Source organism: Dyadobacter sp. OTU695, from assembly GCF_038440355.1.
In the GTDB taxonomy this organism is placed as follows: domain Bacteria; phylum Bacteroidota; class Bacteroidia; order Cytophagales; family Spirosomataceae; genus Dyadobacter.
In genome coordinates this window covers 1-16,525 of the sequence record NZ_JASATN010000039.1, presented here as the reverse complement: position 1 = coordinate 16,525, position 16,525 = coordinate 1, and the positions used below count along the sequence as shown (strand labels likewise).

At 44.6% G+C, this 16,525-nt stretch carries 16 protein-coding genes; 7 read left to right on the top strand and 9 right to left on the bottom strand.

The features are described 5' to 3' along the window. A partial coding sequence (locus AAHB90_RS31890) for a site-specific integrase (protein WP_342089383.1) occupies positions 1-516 on the top strand: 516 nt, incomplete at its 5' end. 329 nt (positions 517-845) lie between these two features. Here AAHB90_RS31890 and AAHB90_RS31885 read toward each other — a convergent pair. Both AAHB90_RS31885 and AAHB90_RS31880 read right to left on the bottom strand, forming a co-directional pair. Beyond that, on the bottom strand, positions 846-1,457 hold the full coding sequence (locus tag AAHB90_RS31885; protein ID WP_342089382.1) for a DMP19 family protein: 612 nt from the start codon (positions 1,455-1,457) through the stop codon (positions 846-848). 1,051 nt (positions 1,458-2,508) lie between these two features. Continuing rightward, positions 2,509-2,913, bottom strand: a complete 405-nt coding sequence (locus AAHB90_RS31880; RefSeq protein WP_342089381.1) for a helix-turn-helix domain-containing protein — start codon at positions 2,911-2,913, stop codon at positions 2,509-2,511. 140 nt (positions 2,914-3,053) lie between these two features. Between AAHB90_RS31880 and AAHB90_RS31875 the strand changes: the two genes are divergently transcribed. The 3 genes from AAHB90_RS31875 (at position 3,054) to AAHB90_RS31865 (ending at position 4,459) form a co-directional block, all read left to right on the top strand. Then, positions 3,054-3,665 (top strand): hypothetical protein, encoded by a 612-nt coding sequence (locus AAHB90_RS31875; RefSeq protein ID WP_342089380.1) that lies wholly within the window; start codon positions 3,054-3,056, stop codon positions 3,663-3,665. A gap of 235 nt (positions 3,666-3,900) precedes the next feature. Then, positions 3,901-4,197 (top strand): hypothetical protein, encoded by a 297-nt coding sequence (locus tag AAHB90_RS31870; protein WP_342089385.1) that lies wholly within the window; start codon positions 3,901-3,903, stop codon positions 4,195-4,197. Further along, positions 4,133-4,459 carry a Kazal-type serine protease inhibitor family protein gene (locus AAHB90_RS31865; protein WP_342089384.1) on the top strand — a complete coding sequence of 109 codons (327 nt, stop codon included), beginning with the start codon at positions 4,133-4,135 and terminating at the stop codon, positions 4,457-4,459. Before AAHB90_RS31870 ends, AAHB90_RS31865 begins: the two co-directional genes overlap by 65 nt. Positions 4,460-4,573: 114 nt before the next feature. Here AAHB90_RS31865 and AAHB90_RS31860 read toward each other — a convergent pair whose 3' ends face one another. The 3 genes from AAHB90_RS31860 to AAHB90_RS31850 form a co-directional block, all read right to left on the bottom strand. After that, a complete protein-coding gene (locus tag AAHB90_RS31860) occupies positions 4,574-5,065 on the bottom strand; it encodes a hypothetical protein (RefSeq protein WP_342089379.1) in 492 nt (163 codons plus the stop codon). Between the two features lie 241 nt (positions 5,066-5,306). After that, positions 5,307-5,693: an ATP-binding protein gene (locus AAHB90_RS31855; protein WP_342089378.1), complete on the bottom strand. Its 387-nt coding sequence runs from the start codon at positions 5,691-5,693 to the stop codon at positions 5,307-5,309. A 245-nt stretch (positions 5,694-5,938) separates the two neighbouring features. Then, the gene (locus AAHB90_RS31850) at positions 5,939-6,064 is read right to left on the bottom strand and encodes a hypothetical protein (RefSeq protein WP_342089377.1); all 126 of its coding nucleotides are present in this window, start codon (positions 6,062-6,064) and stop codon (positions 5,939-5,941) included. A 260-nt stretch (positions 6,065-6,324) separates the two neighbouring features. Here AAHB90_RS31850 and AAHB90_RS31845 point away from each other — a divergent pair, with 260 nt between their 5' ends. Continuing rightward, complete coding sequence (locus AAHB90_RS31845) at positions 6,325-7,746, top strand: sialate O-acetylesterase (protein ID WP_188938328.1); 1,422 nt, start codon at positions 6,325-6,327, stop codon at positions 7,744-7,746. A 63-nt stretch (positions 7,747-7,809) separates the two neighbouring features. Here AAHB90_RS31845 and AAHB90_RS31840 read toward each other — a convergent pair whose 3' ends face one another. The 3 genes from AAHB90_RS31840 to AAHB90_RS31830 all read right to left on the bottom strand — a co-directional run bounded on the left by AAHB90_RS31840 (position 7,810) and on the right by AAHB90_RS31830 (position 12,636). Beyond that, positions 7,810-10,995 carry a sensor histidine kinase gene (locus AAHB90_RS31840; RefSeq protein ID WP_342089376.1) on the bottom strand — a complete coding sequence of 1,062 codons (3,186 nt, stop codon included), beginning with the start codon at positions 10,993-10,995 and terminating at the stop codon, positions 7,810-7,812. A 110-nt stretch (positions 10,996-11,105) separates the two neighbouring features. After that, positions 11,106-12,035 (bottom strand): hypothetical protein, encoded by a 930-nt coding sequence (locus AAHB90_RS31835; protein ID WP_342089375.1) that lies wholly within the window; start codon positions 12,033-12,035, stop codon positions 11,106-11,108. Between the two features lie 190 nt (positions 12,036-12,225). Continuing rightward, on the bottom strand, positions 12,226-12,636 hold the full coding sequence (locus AAHB90_RS31830) for a WxcM-like domain-containing protein (protein WP_342089374.1): 411 nt from the start codon (positions 12,634-12,636) through the stop codon (positions 12,226-12,228). Positions 12,637-13,855: 1,219 nt separating this feature from the next. On the opposite strand from AAHB90_RS31830, the gene AAHB90_RS31825 reads away from it, so the two are divergent. Beyond that, positions 13,856-14,758 (top strand): capsule assembly Wzi family protein, encoded by a 903-nt coding sequence (locus AAHB90_RS31825; RefSeq protein WP_342089373.1) that lies wholly within the window; start codon positions 13,856-13,858, stop codon positions 14,756-14,758. A gap of 75 nt (positions 14,759-14,833) precedes the next feature. On the opposite strand, the gene AAHB90_RS31820 is transcribed toward AAHB90_RS31825, so the two are convergent. Continuing rightward, complete coding sequence (locus tag AAHB90_RS31820; protein ID WP_342089372.1) at positions 14,834-15,520, bottom strand: response regulator transcription factor; 687 nt, start codon at positions 15,518-15,520, stop codon at positions 14,834-14,836. A 277-nt stretch (positions 15,521-15,797) separates the two neighbouring features. Here AAHB90_RS31820 and AAHB90_RS31815 point away from each other — a divergent pair, with 277 nt between their 5' ends. Continuing rightward, positions 15,798-16,412 carry a response regulator transcription factor gene (locus tag AAHB90_RS31815; RefSeq protein WP_342089371.1) on the top strand — a complete coding sequence of 205 codons (615 nt, stop codon included), beginning with the start codon at positions 15,798-15,800 and terminating at the stop codon, positions 16,410-16,412. Positions 16,413-16,525 lie beyond the last annotated feature (113 nt).

Sequence of the window (16,525 nt, the reverse complement as noted above, 5' to 3'; positions counted from 1 at the left end):
CAAGTGCGTGACGCATTCATCTTCCAATGTTTTACGGGCTTCGCTTACCAGGATATGTATAACCTTTCTCCAGAGAATATTGTGAAGGTGGGCAGATCGGGAGAAAAATGGCTGATCAAAGACCGAGGCAAAACAGAGGTCACTGAAATGGTGCCGATCCTTCCTGTCGTGCAGGAACTTATTAATAAATATAAAAGCCATCCCTATTGCAAGGTCAATAACCGGCTGATCCCTGTCAATAGCAATTTCCGGTATAATGTCTACCTGAAAGAGCTTGCAGTGATCTGTGGAATTAAACGGCCACTGAACACGCACCTTGCGCGCCATACGTTTGCGGACATGATGCTCAACAATGGAGTGCCGTTGGAAGACGTCGGGAAGATGCTCGGACACCGCAATATCCGGACAACTCAACGCTACGCGCGGGTGAGAAAGCAGCGGATTAGTGACCATATGGCGCTGGTAAAACAGAAGTTGTTTACCAATTCTGGTAAGTTGAGGTCGGTAGTAAACTAATGTATAAAGGCCGCTGGTCAGGGCACTAGCGGCCTTTGTCTTGGACATTGTGGTTTTCTGTTCAGAATGTAGAGTCCCTACACCCTTGCTTAAATATATCCTTCCTCTTTCCAGGCTTTGAACACAGAATACAAATAGCCATAAGCTTCATCAACTGAAAGAAAAGTCTTCAAGTCAACCTTTGCGCCTCTCTCGCTATAATAGACGCAACACCAAATGTCATTTTCCTCAACTACCATTTTCGGAGGGCGTGCTTCCTTCCAAACTGTACATCGCCTCGGAAACGCCCAACTGACTCAACTTCTCAATTAGCTCAATCTTGTTCATTGTTATTTTTCACCAGACAAATTCATTCTTTCAATGTATTGGACCAATTTGTTTTCCAAATCCTGCTCTTTTCGATAGAATTGTTGATCAAGTTCGTCCAGCATATAATCATACTTCCCATCCGGCCAACTCTCAATTACGCTGTTACGTTCTTCAATATCTTTGGAAGGCCTTCCATTTGGAAAGAGCTGATTGATTTGGGTTAGAAAGGTGCTAATATCTCGAAAACCAAGCCAGACAAGGTCTTCAATAGTATCCTGATTGTAGTTTGCTCCCGAATTGTAATAATGGCTGATCAGCCCGCCATTATCAACATCCTGAATCAAACATTGAATGTTGAACCAAACTCGTTCGTCTCTGGTCAGAGAGCTATAGTCCTCATGCGCTTTAGTTACAAGCCTTTCCCAATCCTTTTGAAAGTCAAGCAAGTCCTTTGTTTTCATAGTCTCTAATCCATCCCTCTGGGATCCTATCTGTTTGGTTACTAATATGGTATCGTTCTTGCTGCGAAGATCGATCAATTGCGCTTTTGATTCAATAGAGGCGCATTGCTCCTTCTTACTGCATGTAAGGAACAGCGGCACGGCTATACAAAAACCAATGGCAAGTTTCATGAATTGTACGGAAAAGGTTCATCGTAAAACATCCTTTACAGGTGTAGATTTTGTCCCTTCAGAAATGCAAGGAAGGGAAAATTACACACAAAAGTCGCTTCCGAGCTTTTAAATAGAGTTCCGAAGAGAAATTAATACCCGTTTGTCGGAACACTCGACCTGCATTTCTATGCAACTACCCCCGAGACCTGTTGCGACAAAATCAGCGATCGATCAGTCGATCTCGTAGTTTTCCGCGCCGACGGATCCGTTTCAAAATTGATGTCGGCAGAACATTCAAAAAACACGACAGCTCACCGTCAGTTAATAGAGCGCACTTCCCAATTTTATATACGCAAAAGAAAAAGCCTCCGGCTCTGTCAAAGAAATAAGCCCTCTGGGTGGTCGCTAGTTTCTATTCCAGATCCATTGCCATGCCAGACGTTTCCAATCTTGAATAACTTGTCCATTCGGAGAGTGTCATTCTCAATGAGTTTCCTTTGTTTAATGGATTTTCCCGGCAAATCCATGGCCAGGATTGCAATGTGCAACCCATTAACGTTGCGGACATCATCCGTAACCTCCTGGACATTCAAAAGATTTGGTCGTGATTTGCGACTATTATGGAATTGGTCCATTTTGTATCGGTCGGGCATTGTATCGCCGCTATCACTAAGGTTCATTCTTAACTAATCTGATTAATGCTTTTACATGAGCATCTTGGAAAGCCTAATGTATCCAAAATTTGGGTCTCGGTACCATAGCATCTTGAATTTTGTCATCAAGATGGCTGATGATGGCGTGGAATACTAAAAAATGTATGCTTGAAAAGGGCTAATCGGATTTTAGCTATATTTTAGCCAACACGTAACTAAGTAAACCTAAACGCAATCACGATACAGAGTATCGTAAAAAGCGCCAACTGCAACTGTTTCAGATAACATGTCGCTGCACAGGAGAGTTCTTTGAAAAAACTTAAAAGGAACCCCGGCTTCGCCATCAACAAATCAGACTCAAGCACATAGATCTTCTCCGGGAATACCCGGAAAAAAGTGACGAGCGAGACTTAGTATCAATGTTTATTTTTCAAAAAATCAATCTTCTCTCGCTCACTTTCCAGCAAACGTTCATAAAGTCTTTTGTGTTCTTCGAAGAGTTCCACTAGTTTGTCGAGTGGATTGAAAGTGCATTGATTATTATTAAATGGGCCGTGATTTACACTATTGTCATTGAAATTATTAAAGTAGTTAAACACGGCCTCTTCGCTAAAATTTTTAATTCCTTCCGCCGAAACCCCGAGAATACTTGCGATCTGTTCAAGCATTTGCTCGTCCACCGTTTCGCTCTGCTCGATCTTCGAGACGGTTTGTTGGCTGACGTTTAATTCATAGGCCAAGGTTTCTTGCTTTAGTCCGCGAAGTTCACGGATTCTGCCAATTTTGTGCCCAAGATGACTAGGTTTGGTTGCTGTGCTCATAGTTACAAATAAAGTAAATATTGCCGCCAAGGTCAACACAAAGTCGGGAAGTATTATACAAACCATGATTAGTAGGATACAACCTGCCATGGTTCGCTACATCAGGCGTGATTGGCTCCTTGCCTGAAAAAACCTGGATCATGGAAAATTTAGCAATCAATTCAAACGAGCCATCGCAAACCGGCAAGGATAAGGTAACTGAGGCATTTCAAGAGATTTCCCGGTTCTTTCATCCTGGCGATCTGGACTACTACCGTGTGGATTTATGGCATTGGCTAAAAGCCGTGACTTGTGAGAAGCCATTTTCATTTCGTGGAGAGCCCTCTACGGTTGTTACGCTGCAAAAACAGTTGACGAAAATGATTCTTGCAAGCAGGATGATGCTTGATCTTGCCAAGACATTTGGAGAAGACCTTTCGTGCGACATTTTTCCGCCCTTCAGCGAAGAGCAGATAGCGAACGATCGGCAGTATATGAGAGAAATCAAGGAGTTAACCGCTAAGTATGGCGGGACAATCAGGAGATTGACGCTCTCGGAGGCAGACCGACCAATTCTTGCGATCAGACGTTTTTTTAATGCTCACAGCCTGGAAGAATGGAGCGAGATTCTGGACGAATGGGTAGAATACGGGTTAAGCAAGATGAGCATTTGTGAAGCGACAGGAGAATGTGCCCAGGTATTTCAGTATGAGCTGCTTGAAGCGCTCCTTGAAGCTTTTTCTCTAATTTTGAAAACAAAGCAGAATGTCTAACTTACAGGTGATGAGTTTATGTTTTATCAATTGACGCCTGATACCGGTTGTCGGTTTCAGTGCGCGTAAATTACCGGCGAAATTCCTGACGCTCATTTCAAAACATTGAAAAAAAAGCTTTCACCAGCTCACCGCGGCTAATGCGGCATGCAGGGCGAGCTATTTTGGGAAGAGACTTCTTTATTCCAACGTTACAATTGGTGATCGTGTCTTTTTCAAAAATGAAGTCGCACGTATGAAGAACCATGCCTTGAAAAAATTGGCCTACCTGCTTTTGATATACTGTTCGTTTGGTTGCGGCAGTGTTCAGCCCGAGGAGAAGGCCGCCTATATTGGCAGAGCTGATCCGTTGTTTTGTGGTTGGTGTGGTGGATGGTACGTGACGGTCGATTCAACGATGTATCGGGCAAATCTCCCGGTGCCTTATAACGCAGGTAATCAAAACGTGTGGATACGGTTTGAAAAAGATGAAAGCGACGGAGCGAAAAAACAAGGAAATTGGATCAACATATCGTCGATCCGGCCCAGATAAAAATCATCAAGCCATGATAGTTCGAAAATTCTTACCCATGCCGTTAATAATCCTGCTGCTTTTAGTAGCAGTGCTTACAAGTTGTCACCAAGACAAAACCCCCGATCCAGGTTGTGAGGAGCAGCCGAGAAATGATTCCGGATGTTATACTGTTTACGCCCCTGTATGTGGGTGTAATGGCAAAACATATAGCAACGACTGCGAAGCGCTCGCCCATGGAATTACTTCCTATCAAAGCGGCAAATGTTCGGAGTCCAAGTAATTATAGCGCTTTTGAGAATGTTCAATTTAGTATTTACCTAGTGAGATAACAATTGAAACGTTTTCAAAAAATAACCAGACGATGAAAAAGTAAATCTGGCTTTCTCTAACGAGATTATATACCAAGTCCGCATTCGAACCTTTTCAAAGGCTGGATGTCGGCTTTCCGGCGAACAGTTTGATGGACAAGATCGACGCAGTCACGTAATTGTTCCACTAGTTCGGGATTGTCCGCAAATTTGTCCCACGACTTCAACATGACCGTCTTCCTTAGCTTCCCATTGATAAAAGTGATTTCATCGTAATTATCAGGAGCAAAAAGATGTTGTCCGTGTGGTTCATAATAATTGGGTATGTCATTTAATGAATTCCAGGGAACACTCTGAAACACCTCCTGCCACTCCGCCTCGGTGAGACTAATTGCAACGAAACCGACATCCATTCGACGGGGGTATCCAACAGAACCCTCGATCAGGTTGACGCTATCTCCGTAATCATCTGTCGATGAAAGTATGATATTGAAGTTCGGCTCCCGCTGAGTTGGTAGTTGCTCGTGCCAACATGCGTTTATCAAAAACGCGAAAAGAAGAAAAGTTGAATACTTCATACTGAAACCATTTTTGCTTCACCAATATAGAAGAAAATTATATATTCTTCAAAATGCTGCTTGTTAATTTTTGAGTTAGGTGCTTCTGTTGGAGAATTCGGAGCCGCTGATCACCCCAATTCGGAAATAAAGGACAGTCTATTTCGGGAAAAACTGGCCAGTGTAAGTAAATGACTGATAGTTCCTTCACTCGTACAAAGCAATAACCTATCGATGGTCAATCTGCCACGGAATCTGATGGTCAATGACTCCGAATTTTCCAATCTGCCCAATGGATGTCTTCAAAAGCCAGAATGGTCGGCCATGCCAGTTTTTTTAGTTCGCTAAGAAAACGGATGAAAAGCTCGTTTCGATGGCCGGCAGCCGCCAGCGCTAACAGATCGCCGTTGTGCCACTCCCACAGAACATCGTATAAAGGCGCAAGCGGCCTGGGCGTAAACAGCGCATCGCAAGTACCTTTAAATATATTGCTGCCTTTTCTGTGGTTGTCGCAGAAGGCTTTCACCAGCGAGCTCTTTCCAATCCCGGCTTCGCCGCTGATGAGCATGCAATGCCCATCGCCACTAACGGATTCTTCAAACTGATGATTTAACGCTGATAAAAAATCCGACCTTTCTACTAATTCCATGGCGGTCAAAATAAATGGTGTTCTTGTGGTTAAGCGGTTGACTACGAAAAGAAAATAGGGGATGAATAATGTAAAATAGGTAGAAACTCCGATATCGGCATGCTGCCTTCTGGCTTATTTTGCTCTGGTAAAAATTAATTCATCCTAAAAAATAAATCCATGCGAATTACCGGGAATTTCAACAACTGCGAACGTCTATTCAAAAATATCCTTCATTGCTCGCTCGCCTGTATGATGGGCTTATCCTAGTTTCCTGCAACGAAGAAGACCACAAACAGCAACTGCCGGATGTGGTCGAGCAGGAACTGGATCGAGTGCGCCAATCGGTAATCGTATACCGGGATTTGAAAAAGGCAATTACTGCGGGTCATGACCACGAAGTTACCGGATACCACCGAGTTTAATTTATGGACCCTGCATGCCTGGTTAGAATTGGAAAATTCCCATGGAATGTTCGCTCCGCATAACCCCAAACTGCCCTGAACGGAATTTATTCTAGTATCTGCTCGAACACCGGCTATTATTTTTTTCTCATTCCCTATCTACATTTGATACATCCGCGTAACCATAGGCGTTTGCCCAAATCTTCGTGGATTTGGGCATCGCCATTGAACCTGTATCTTCAAATCATATGAAGTGTTATTCAGTATTGCTATTACTGCTGGGAATATGTTTTTCCTCGTATAACCCGGCGCAGGCAAAAGTATATCCCAAGGGAAGTCAAACCAGCAAGGCAGCCCCTGCGGCGAAGAAAAAGGCGGCTCCCTTGATAAAACGAGCGATTATAGTCGCTGGGCAAAGTAACACTTGCTCGGGGGCCGGGGATGTGATACTCCCCCCTGATTTTGCCCAAAGGAGAATGTCCCAGCTAGGGCGGAGTAATGAAAACTTCAATGAGATCCCACTTACATTTTATGGCGTTCATCACATTACAACGTATACGGACCGCGCCTCATTTGCGTCCATGTTCTGTTATTATTATTATGACCTTTTAAAAAGCCAAAATCCTGGGGCGGATATTCAATTGCTCCTTATTCCTGCTGGGGCTGGCGGTTCGGGTTGGAGTGACTCGCAGTATCCGTACAATTCATGGAGAACAGATACTAACTATTTCAGGGATGTGGTTACCCGTATCAAATGGGCAAAAAATGCCGGGTATCAGATTGATGGTTTTTTATGGCATCAGGGAGAAGCGGACGCGGCCGCGGGTACCCACTATTACCACCAGATCTTGTGCAACTTCATACAATCCATGCGCGAGCACGTAGGTAATCCTGCTTTGCCTTTCGTGCTGGGACAGATGATGCCTGCCTGGGTGGCGGAGGATCCCGCCAGAGCTGGATACCAATCCGTCATTAATGGTATTCCTAACCAGGTGCCCTATACCTATACAGTGCCGGCAAACAACCTGAGCTCTAACTATGGGGACCTGATACATTTTTCGGCTGCGGCTCAGTATGAGCTGGGGAAACGCTATTACGATGGTTTTTTGTCAGCCCAGAATAATTCCAGCCCTTCCGGTTATATGGTGCCACCAAGTGGTCAGAGCCTGTTGCTTAACCACAACGTGGCTGGCGGCTTGTTCACTAATGTGCTGGACGCGATAGGTCAAAACGACGATAATCCGTCTCATAATGTTCATTCAAGACTGGGCGAGATATGGAAGTTCAAAAACAGCGATGGCTACTACCATTTCAAATTGGTGGTGGTTGCGGGAGGAAGCCTCACTAACACATATTTTGAGTGGAAGCAGCGGTACAGCCCATTTGCAATGAGCGATGCTTTTGTAGAGGAAAGGGCGGATAAGAAGATTCTTGGTAATACCCTGGGTATAGATACAACTATCAACTCGCAGGGATTTGCCTCATTGGTATATTATTCGACCAGATCCGGTGGCCCAACGACCACACTTTTTCACGGGGACATCCGATACCGCAATGCAAGCTGGTGGCTTTCTGTGGGGGCAATCCAACACTTTCAGAGCCATTTGCCCATTAAAGATGACGGGCAGAACTCGGTTACGCATATCAGGCTGTATGCCATAAAAGAGTGATATTGCTAAACCTAGGTGGCACAGATCAGGCCTAGTTCGAAGGCCTCATCTGTGCTGGTAAGGTCAGGCCTTGAATCTGAGGCGAAAGTTTACCATATCAGTTTGGGAGACGCTCACCTGCACCTGGATCATAGCCGCAACCTCCTTAACAATCAATAGTCCGAGCTCATCGACCCTTCCTTTTGGACCTATCGGATCCGTACTGATTACTACTTCCCGATCGTTGATGAAATCCACTTTTTCTTGCGGCAGACCAGTTCCCGTGTTAGAAATGATTAGTTCCTTTCCATCCACGTCATCGTGAAAACTGAAACTAATCGTGCCCTGGTAGGTGTACTTAGACGCATTGTCAAGCAGGTTATGAACGATGATCGCTAAAAGTTGCTCGTCGGAATCGACAAAAATGCCCTCGGCAACGTCATTGATAATTGTGTTGTTCTTGGCGAGTGCTACTTTTTCAAAAAGCGCAATCTTTTCCTGAATCAGCGCATGAATATTTAGGGGCTTAATTTGAATTTGTTTACCATACATCTGCATTTTGACATAATTAAGCAAGTCGCGAAGCAACGTTGCGGTCCGCTCCGATATGGAAGATACGATCGTTGCCGCTTTCGGAACCTGATCATATCTGCCATCGTTGCAAAGGTCAACAATGTCTGCGGACACATAGGTGGCATAATTCAAAGGTGTCTGAATGTCATGTGTGATCGACGCCAGAAGACGAGACATCAGATGAACCTGGCCGGTAAGTTCTGTTTTCGACGCTTCCAGCTCGGTCATCGTATTTCGAAGTGAGTTTGTTCGGGTAGCCACAAGAGTCTCTAGTTGAGTGTTTTCTGTTTGGATTGCCCTCAGTTTGAGCCGGTTGAACATCAGCCCGGCAACGACCAAAAGAGCCGAGATTGCAGTTGCAAATATTATGAGAACCCAATTCGTCAAATACCAAACCTGGGGCACGAAAAAATGGGCTCGTTTATAAACATAGCCATCCGCGGACAGGCTGCTGCGCTTGCGAACGACGAGGTCGTATTCACCTGCATGGATGCTCGAATAATGGATCACCATTTCATTGCCGATTTCATTCCAGTTTGGGCTTGTCTGATTGTTTCCTTTTTCAACCAGCGCATAAGAAACATCCAGGTTGCTGACGTTTCCAAAAAATGGAGTTGAAAAATGAAACTCGACATTCTGCGGGTTGATGGGTAACGAATATCCCCCATCGGTCTGTTCAAGTGGGATTTGGTTTACCAATACCTGATCAAGCTTAATAGTGGATTGGTCGTTGTACTTGCGTATTTGTTCCGGCTTAAACCAGACGAGGCCCTCCATCGATGGGAGTGAAACATACCCATTGCCGAGTTTCAGGCCGCACGGCTGGCAACTTCCATTGAACTCGTTGTTGGCAAAACCCTCATCGAGTGCATGATGGATAAAGAATGGTGGCTTTGGGGGAGTTTGGGGTGAGGTTGATATTACATTGGCGTAGTCGAGCAATTCTTTCTCGGATACTTGAAAAAGTCCTCTGTTGGTAGGTATCCACAAAGAGCCAGCTTCGTCATCGACAGCGCAGTGCGCCGATGCCAGGAACTGGTTTTTGTCTAACGGGAAGGTAGCAAGTTTACTTTCGTTGACCAAAAGCATTAGCCCCTTGCCCCTGGCTGTAAGCCACAAGCGATTCTGGCCTGACCGGCGGATGCTTTTGATGTTGGTACTGTCTGTGCCTGGCAGTATCGTGCCGCTTCCGGAAGTGGTGCCTACCTTATAAAGGCCGGCCTCCGTGCCGACCAATAGCGAGCCGTCCCGAGCGGTTTCCATGCAAGTGATATTCGCGGGAAGTTTGAATTTAAGCTGTTTAGGAGCAATTTCGAGCTGTTCAGGGTTCAGCAGGAAAATATCTTTGGAGACTCCCACCCAAATTTTCCCACTCTTGTCCTGGCAGACAGAAGAAATATGTTTTTCAAATTCCCACGTCTTTTCAAGCGTTTCTGCGCCCTTTGAAAACAGAAGCAGTTTTTTCCAGCTTCTGATCCAGAGCTTCCCATCGTTGCTCCTAAATATCACCCACTTGTCCGCAGGGTTTAGCTCAGCCAGCATAGAAAAGTTTTGATCTATTATCTGGCCGGAGCGGGCGTCTTTTCCGAGTATGTTTCCCGTTGGAGTCAATACCGTGTTCTCCCCAAAAGCAACTTGTGCGTAAAAAACATTCGAGATCTCGTTGCCCTCGGTTTTTACAACCTCAAACTGAGGTACGTGGATAACAAAAAGGCCCTTTGCCAGGCTTCCTGCGAGTAGTTTTCCGTTAATTGCATCGTAGTATGCTACCGTTATGCCGTTGGCGTGAAAATCAAAATCTTTCGTCAGAAGCCTGGCGTAAACCATGCCATTACCATACCGTTCGAGCACGTATGTCGCATTATCCTGATGGAAAAAAGCCTGCTCCGAGTTGGGGTTCCACAGCAGTTTCATCTCTGCCGTCAGGTCGTTGTAGGAAGGATCATTAATAATATCGCCGATTATTCGAAGAGCCTGTACCCGACCATTGACAACCTGGGAGACGGTATTACGATCTTTCACCCAGCACAGGTTTCCGTCCCAGACAAAAGCTTTTGAAACGACCAGGTTATTAACTGAAATTTCATAGTTTTTTTTCCAGCCTCGGTAGTATATCACGCTGTTTTTGTTGAAAACATAGTAATTCCCGTCTCGGCTGGCCGCAGGTAATCCATGAGGACGCTCATCATCGGGAAAACCAGATATATTCGGTATCCCTTTGATCCAGTTTACTCCTTTCATCGATTGAAGCTGGGCCGAGGTCAGAGCTTGTTTATAATTGTATGCGTTATCGTCCTTTTCGGCGTTCCCATCCTTGATCTGAATCAGGTCGCCGGCATTCGTCTCTGCATACATTTTCGACGCGCGACCATTGGCTAAAATGCCGTTGTTTTGATACACAGGCTGTATACCAACAATCCCGTCTACGCTCGTATTCAGCTTACCACTCAGTGAGACAAAGTTTCGTCCATCGAAACGGACCAAACCCGCTTCTGTTGCAAGCCATACATAACCTTCTTTGTCGGCAGCGATGCTTTTGATACTGTTTTGAGGCAGGCCGTTTTCTGAGGTGTAGTGGTTGACTCTCAAGGCGACCTGTGCGTGAGCGGGCCCGACCTGCATCACCACCGCAAGTGAAACGAAAATGGGCAGCCAGTAACCGGGTTTTATCAACCTTAAGAAGTAATGTTTAATCATGGGGTGGTGTTTTGGTATCAGCCGGCAAATTTAACTGATGAAACCATTTGAAATTGAATATGCGGACGGGCAGCGGTAAAACCGGCGTTGGATGTGTCCTGGGTCAGATTTTAGTGATCAAAACCGACGACCGTTGCAGAAGGGTAATTTTCAGGAATATTACCCTTCTCGGTCTTTGCTGATGAAACGACGATCTGACTATCGGAAGTAAGGTTGATCGCCGCCAGAATACGCTCCCGCTTTTCGAGCTGAATTTCTTTTTTGGTAATCCAATCGGCCAGTTGCCCAAGTGCAGAACAAGGGTGTGAAAATCCACAGTGTTGCGATGCTTCATTGAGATCGACGAGCTTTTCGGTGGCGTTTTTATTGGTGATAACCAGTGCCGTAAAGTAGTATAGTGTAGCAAGAAATTTTTGCTCCAGGGTGGTGTACTGTGAGCCGATGCAAACGTTGTAAGCTCTTCGAAGATCATTGTAGCGTCCCCGATACAGATACAGTTCACAGTTCCTGGTTTGATAAAGCCCTTTTTCGTGGTCCGGACTACTTGTAATTAATAATGTGTTTTCATTTTGCTCTTTCCGGTACTTGTGGCTCTGCCTGTATAGCTCACTCAGCCTGCCGTGGATATTGATGTATTCGGTAAGGTCCGATCCGTATTTGGTTGCCAAAATCTTGTATTTTGTGATAGCCCTATTTTTCTGACCGGATTTTGCGAGGCTATCCAAAAAGTCGATCTGGCGCAGGATTTTGATGTCGGGCTGGGAGAGGTTTTGGTGGGATTTTGCTGCTGTAACCTTGATTTTTTCAAGTACTGAATTCTTATAATAAGCAAAATCCGAACTAGTGCATAGAATTGCGTTTTTATGCTGCTTAGCAGATGTCTTGTAAGTTAGCTCCACGCGTGAAAGATCCGGTTGGGTATATTCAAATACGATAAGGAACGAGTTGTTCTTGTAAGGAAGTACCTGAAAGGAGCTTTCGCCCAATTGTCCGGACGTGATATTGGAGATAAAATCGAAATCAATTTTGTCTGTCTGCACGCCATTTAAGCTGAATCGTTTGCTAGGCCTGATGGTAATTGAACAACTCTTGCATTTATTATTTACAGATAGGGTAAAATCAGATTTTGTGAAACTGACACGCCTGGAAGCTATAATGTTGGTGTGAAGTGTTTCATTCAATAAATGGATTGTTGTCTGGCAGGGGTTATGATTGAACAGCGAGTCAATACTAACCACCTGACCATGCACTTGAATGGAAATAAAGCTTATCAGGTAGATGGTAATTTGTTGCAACTTGCTGATTTTCATAATTTTTTATTGGTAATTGATAGGCTATTAAAAGCAACAGGCAATCATCAGAAATGGAATGTATCTGATGATCATCAGAAGGGTTTAGTATAAGGCAGTCCGATGGCCTGGTGAGCGCAAAACCCTGACGGCAATCCCCACTTTCTGTAATTACACGGCAGTTGCCCATCAGGCAAATGGGAGCCTTCCAATTTTGACATTTTTCTTGTGCCCGAATAGTTTCCTGAGATAGACATGAAACCCGTATAATGCTGCCAGGTATCAGTTTTTCGAATACTGTCAGCACACCGGCGTCGGAGCGAAAGGTGTTAAGCGCTATAAGTTTGGCCATATCATGATGCCGTTGTCTGCCCAATAACCGTGAACGAAATCTAGTTGAGCTCTACCGTTTTATTTTATAGTTCGCATTGTGTTTTTTAGCTAATGTAGATTTACAAACATAAAATTATCTTCCTAAAAAAAAATATAGATTAGTTACGCGGCAATGCAGATTTAGCCCTACAATTATCGATTTTTTCAAGCGAATTTCTGCTCCTTCAAACTGATTTGATTTGCCATGATTTGTTGGATAGAATAGAATTTATTGGTGCTACTTTTATTCTGTTTTGTAGTATATATTTTTAAAAATTGTCCAACACCTATGTGTAAATGGACGATTTACGACGTATGACTGTCTGATAAACTCTATATTTTATTCGAAAGGCGAGTATTTTTTTGGTTCTAAACTTTGATGGTGCATTATTCATTTTCTTCCCGATTTTAATAAACTGGTTTTATTGTTTTGCCTTGCATGGATTTAGAAAAGGTTGATGCTGTAAAAAGTAGGACGCCAATGACGTGTAGAAGGCGAGAATATTCTACTTTAAAATGAAATTAGTTTATAATGATTTGCTTGAATGAATTGTATTTTTGATCCAATGCATACATGATTTTGGACGAACGAATAATGCGATTCCAGCGATAATTTTCCTGACCCACAGCGCATAGATTTTGTCTGTTTTCGACTGGGGATTAAATCTATTTATGTGCAGCCTGTTCGCTCCATGAAAGGAGCGGTTGCCTGGCGTATTTACACCGTTCTTGTCTTGACAACTTACTTAACTAACACAATTGGTTTGTGTGTTCCAACATGATCGCATGACCTGATGATTCTTTATGAGAAACCTGTCCCCGCTTAAACTAATCCCTTCCGTATTTGTTTCACTTCTATCGATTTCTTGCCTGGGTCATAACTTGCAGCAACAAAGCTCCTTGCGTACGGATTCGGCCACGGTTAGCTGCCAGTTAACAGCATTGGCAAGCTCAGGCAGTCGCACCTCGTTTTGGATACAGACAAATCAGTTCGGAACTGTTTCGGCGGTTGGCACTGGATTAGGTGCGAGACTGGGCCTGGATTATTTCCACAGGAAACCTCATAGTGCGAAATTTCGATGGGCGGCGGGGGCGGAAGTAGTAGCCAATGCGGGCTCGCAGTCCAAGGTATTAGTCCCACAAGTTTATGTGGGAATTCAATCCGGGAACTGGGAACTTGTAGCCGGCCGGAGAAGGCAATGGATAGGTTTGGCAGATTCTACATCGGCCGGGATCATTCCAGGGTTAAACTGCTGGCAGGCTTCAATCATCAGGTACAGTGGGGAGGCAGAAGTTCCCATGAGACAATAGACGGCAGAATGCCCAATGGGATAAAGAACTATTTCAGGATTGTTTCAGGGAAGCCCGGGGATGCTAGTAGCACACCCAATTCGTTCGATGATGGAAATCGGGTTGGAAATCATTTGGGGACGATTGATCTGGGTTTAGAGTTGGAGGGTTATACCTACTCATTGTTTGTGTATCGTCAGAATATCTATGAAGACGGCACGTTGTATGCGCTTAGAAACATCAAAGACGGCTTAAATGGATTCCGTTTCAGGCGGAAGAACTCCTATGGGGCCAACTTTGAGATCAGCGAGTTCGTACTCGAATTCCTCTACACGAAAAGCCAGGGAGGACCTGATTATGACTACGAGGAGCAAATTATTCACCGCGGTTCACTAGGTAGGGATGACTATTTCAACAATGCGCAAGTCCGGGATGGATGGTCATACTACGGAAGGACGATCGGAACGCCATTTATTACGCCAACCACAGAAACCATTTGGGCACAGCCTCAGTATGCGGATTTCTTTACGAGCAATAACCGGGTGTCGGTCTATCATCTGGGAGTGCGAGGGAAGCTCTTTCGAAGAGTGGAATGGGCAGGCAAATGTTCGTATTCGAGTAATTGGGGAACTTACAATGCGCCTTTCAAGTCTTCTGTGAGGCAATTTTCAGCGGTCCTGAACTTGCAGACGCGTGTCAGCATTGCCGGTCCGACAGATATCGGGGCCAGTTTTGGTCTGGATACCGGGAAGTTGTTTCCTCAGACGTTTGGCGCGATGCTGACAGTCAGAAAGCAGATGAGTATCTATTGAGTTTTGCATTGGTATATGAAAACAGCCCGGCACAAACTTGCACCGGGCTGTAAAAATTTATGTTCTATGAGTTGTTTATGCTTTTTTTGGAGCTTCAATATTGAGTAGTTCGGGATTTTCTTTTTCGATTTTCTTGTAGAGCTGGATCACGTTGGTCACACCAAACTTCTCGAATATGCTAAGTTTATGTGTGCTGACTGTGCTCCATTTGATGCCCAGCTGCCCCGCTATTTCTTTTGTCCACTTGCCTTGCAGAAGTAATCTTATGATTTCAGCCTCCCGTGGTGTAATCACCGCCGCCTCCTTGTGTTTGTTAGGGTTACTGATAGACTTGAGGTAGTTATGCGCCAGGTAGCTTTGCGTTTGTGAGCTCATGTACTTTTCTCCGTTCAAAACCATCCGCATTGCTCTTGCGATCGCGGTGAAGGGGGCTGACTTTGAAAGAAAGCCGTCAGCACCCGCGCTTAAGTATTTGACAGAAAAATTTTCTTCGTTCATTGCGCTATGCACTAGAATTCGAACAGGGGCGTAGACATTTCTTAGTCTTTCAATCATCTTGGGGCTATTCCCTCCCGGAACGTCGATGTCCAATACAACTAAGTCTATCGAGCTTTTAGCAACTATACCGAGCCCCTGGTCAAATGATGAAGCCGAAAATAGCGAGGCCTCGGGGATGCTTTCTCTAACAATAGCTGTGAGGGCCCACAAAACAATTTCGTGGTCATCGATCAACAGAATTTTTGTCTGCTCGTCTTCCTGCATGATAAGGATACTTTTGTGGCGAAGTAGCTACAAAAATAAAAAAACTTGATGAAAAGCCATGCTGGCAATAATTCGAGATTTCGATAGAATTCATTTATCTCTTCGCTTGGCATTCGAGCGGCACCAGTATGCTGGCAACCAGTTACTTTTGTTATAAATGAGGAAATATCTTGCTTGAACAGGAGCGCTTAATATTAGCGTATACTGTTTATCGTTCGGCTGGCGAAAGACCGGGTCGATTATTCTTTTTTACACCATAAGAGATGAATTTCCAGATATGAAAAGAATTCTAATCATCGATGGGCAGTATTTGTTCCGACTTAGCTTGCAAACGGTCCTCAGAGAGCTGTACACGGATTGTGAAATCGTCGAGGCAGAAAGTATCGGCTCAGCGTTAGAGCTGCTCAGAGCGGAGATTTTTGACTTGGTTATACTGGATATCGAGATCGAAAATTACACGGGTATAAGAATGATAGAGTTTGTTAGTCGCATCTCTATATTGACCAGCGTCATCATATTCACCTCGGCGCACGAACATGTGCACGCCGAACGCTATGTGCTCGAGGGAGCTAAGGGCTTTATTCAAAAGTCGGCGAAACGGGAGGAGGTGGTCGGGGCGATGTCCGCTGTATTAAATGGCAGACACTACGTGAGCAATAATGTACACAAGCTGCTGCTTAATGGGCGCCCTGTCTACAATGTGCGTGAACTCCGACTCTCAGACCGTGAAAGAGAGGTGATGCAGTTGATACTTCAAGGTAAATTAACCAAGGAAATTGCCGGGATATTGCAGATCCAGGGCAATACAGTGAGCACTTATAAAGCAAACATATTTCGCAAGATGCGAGTTAACAACGTTTTGGACCTGGCCAAGAAGGTTAGCGTCGATTGAATAATTGAGAGGATAGTTTACCTAGTGATGTGAATTCAGGCACGCCCGCGAAAATCTTCGCGGGCGACTTTTTTATTTGAGCTTCGCCAACTATTGGTTATTCGAGCCATCAG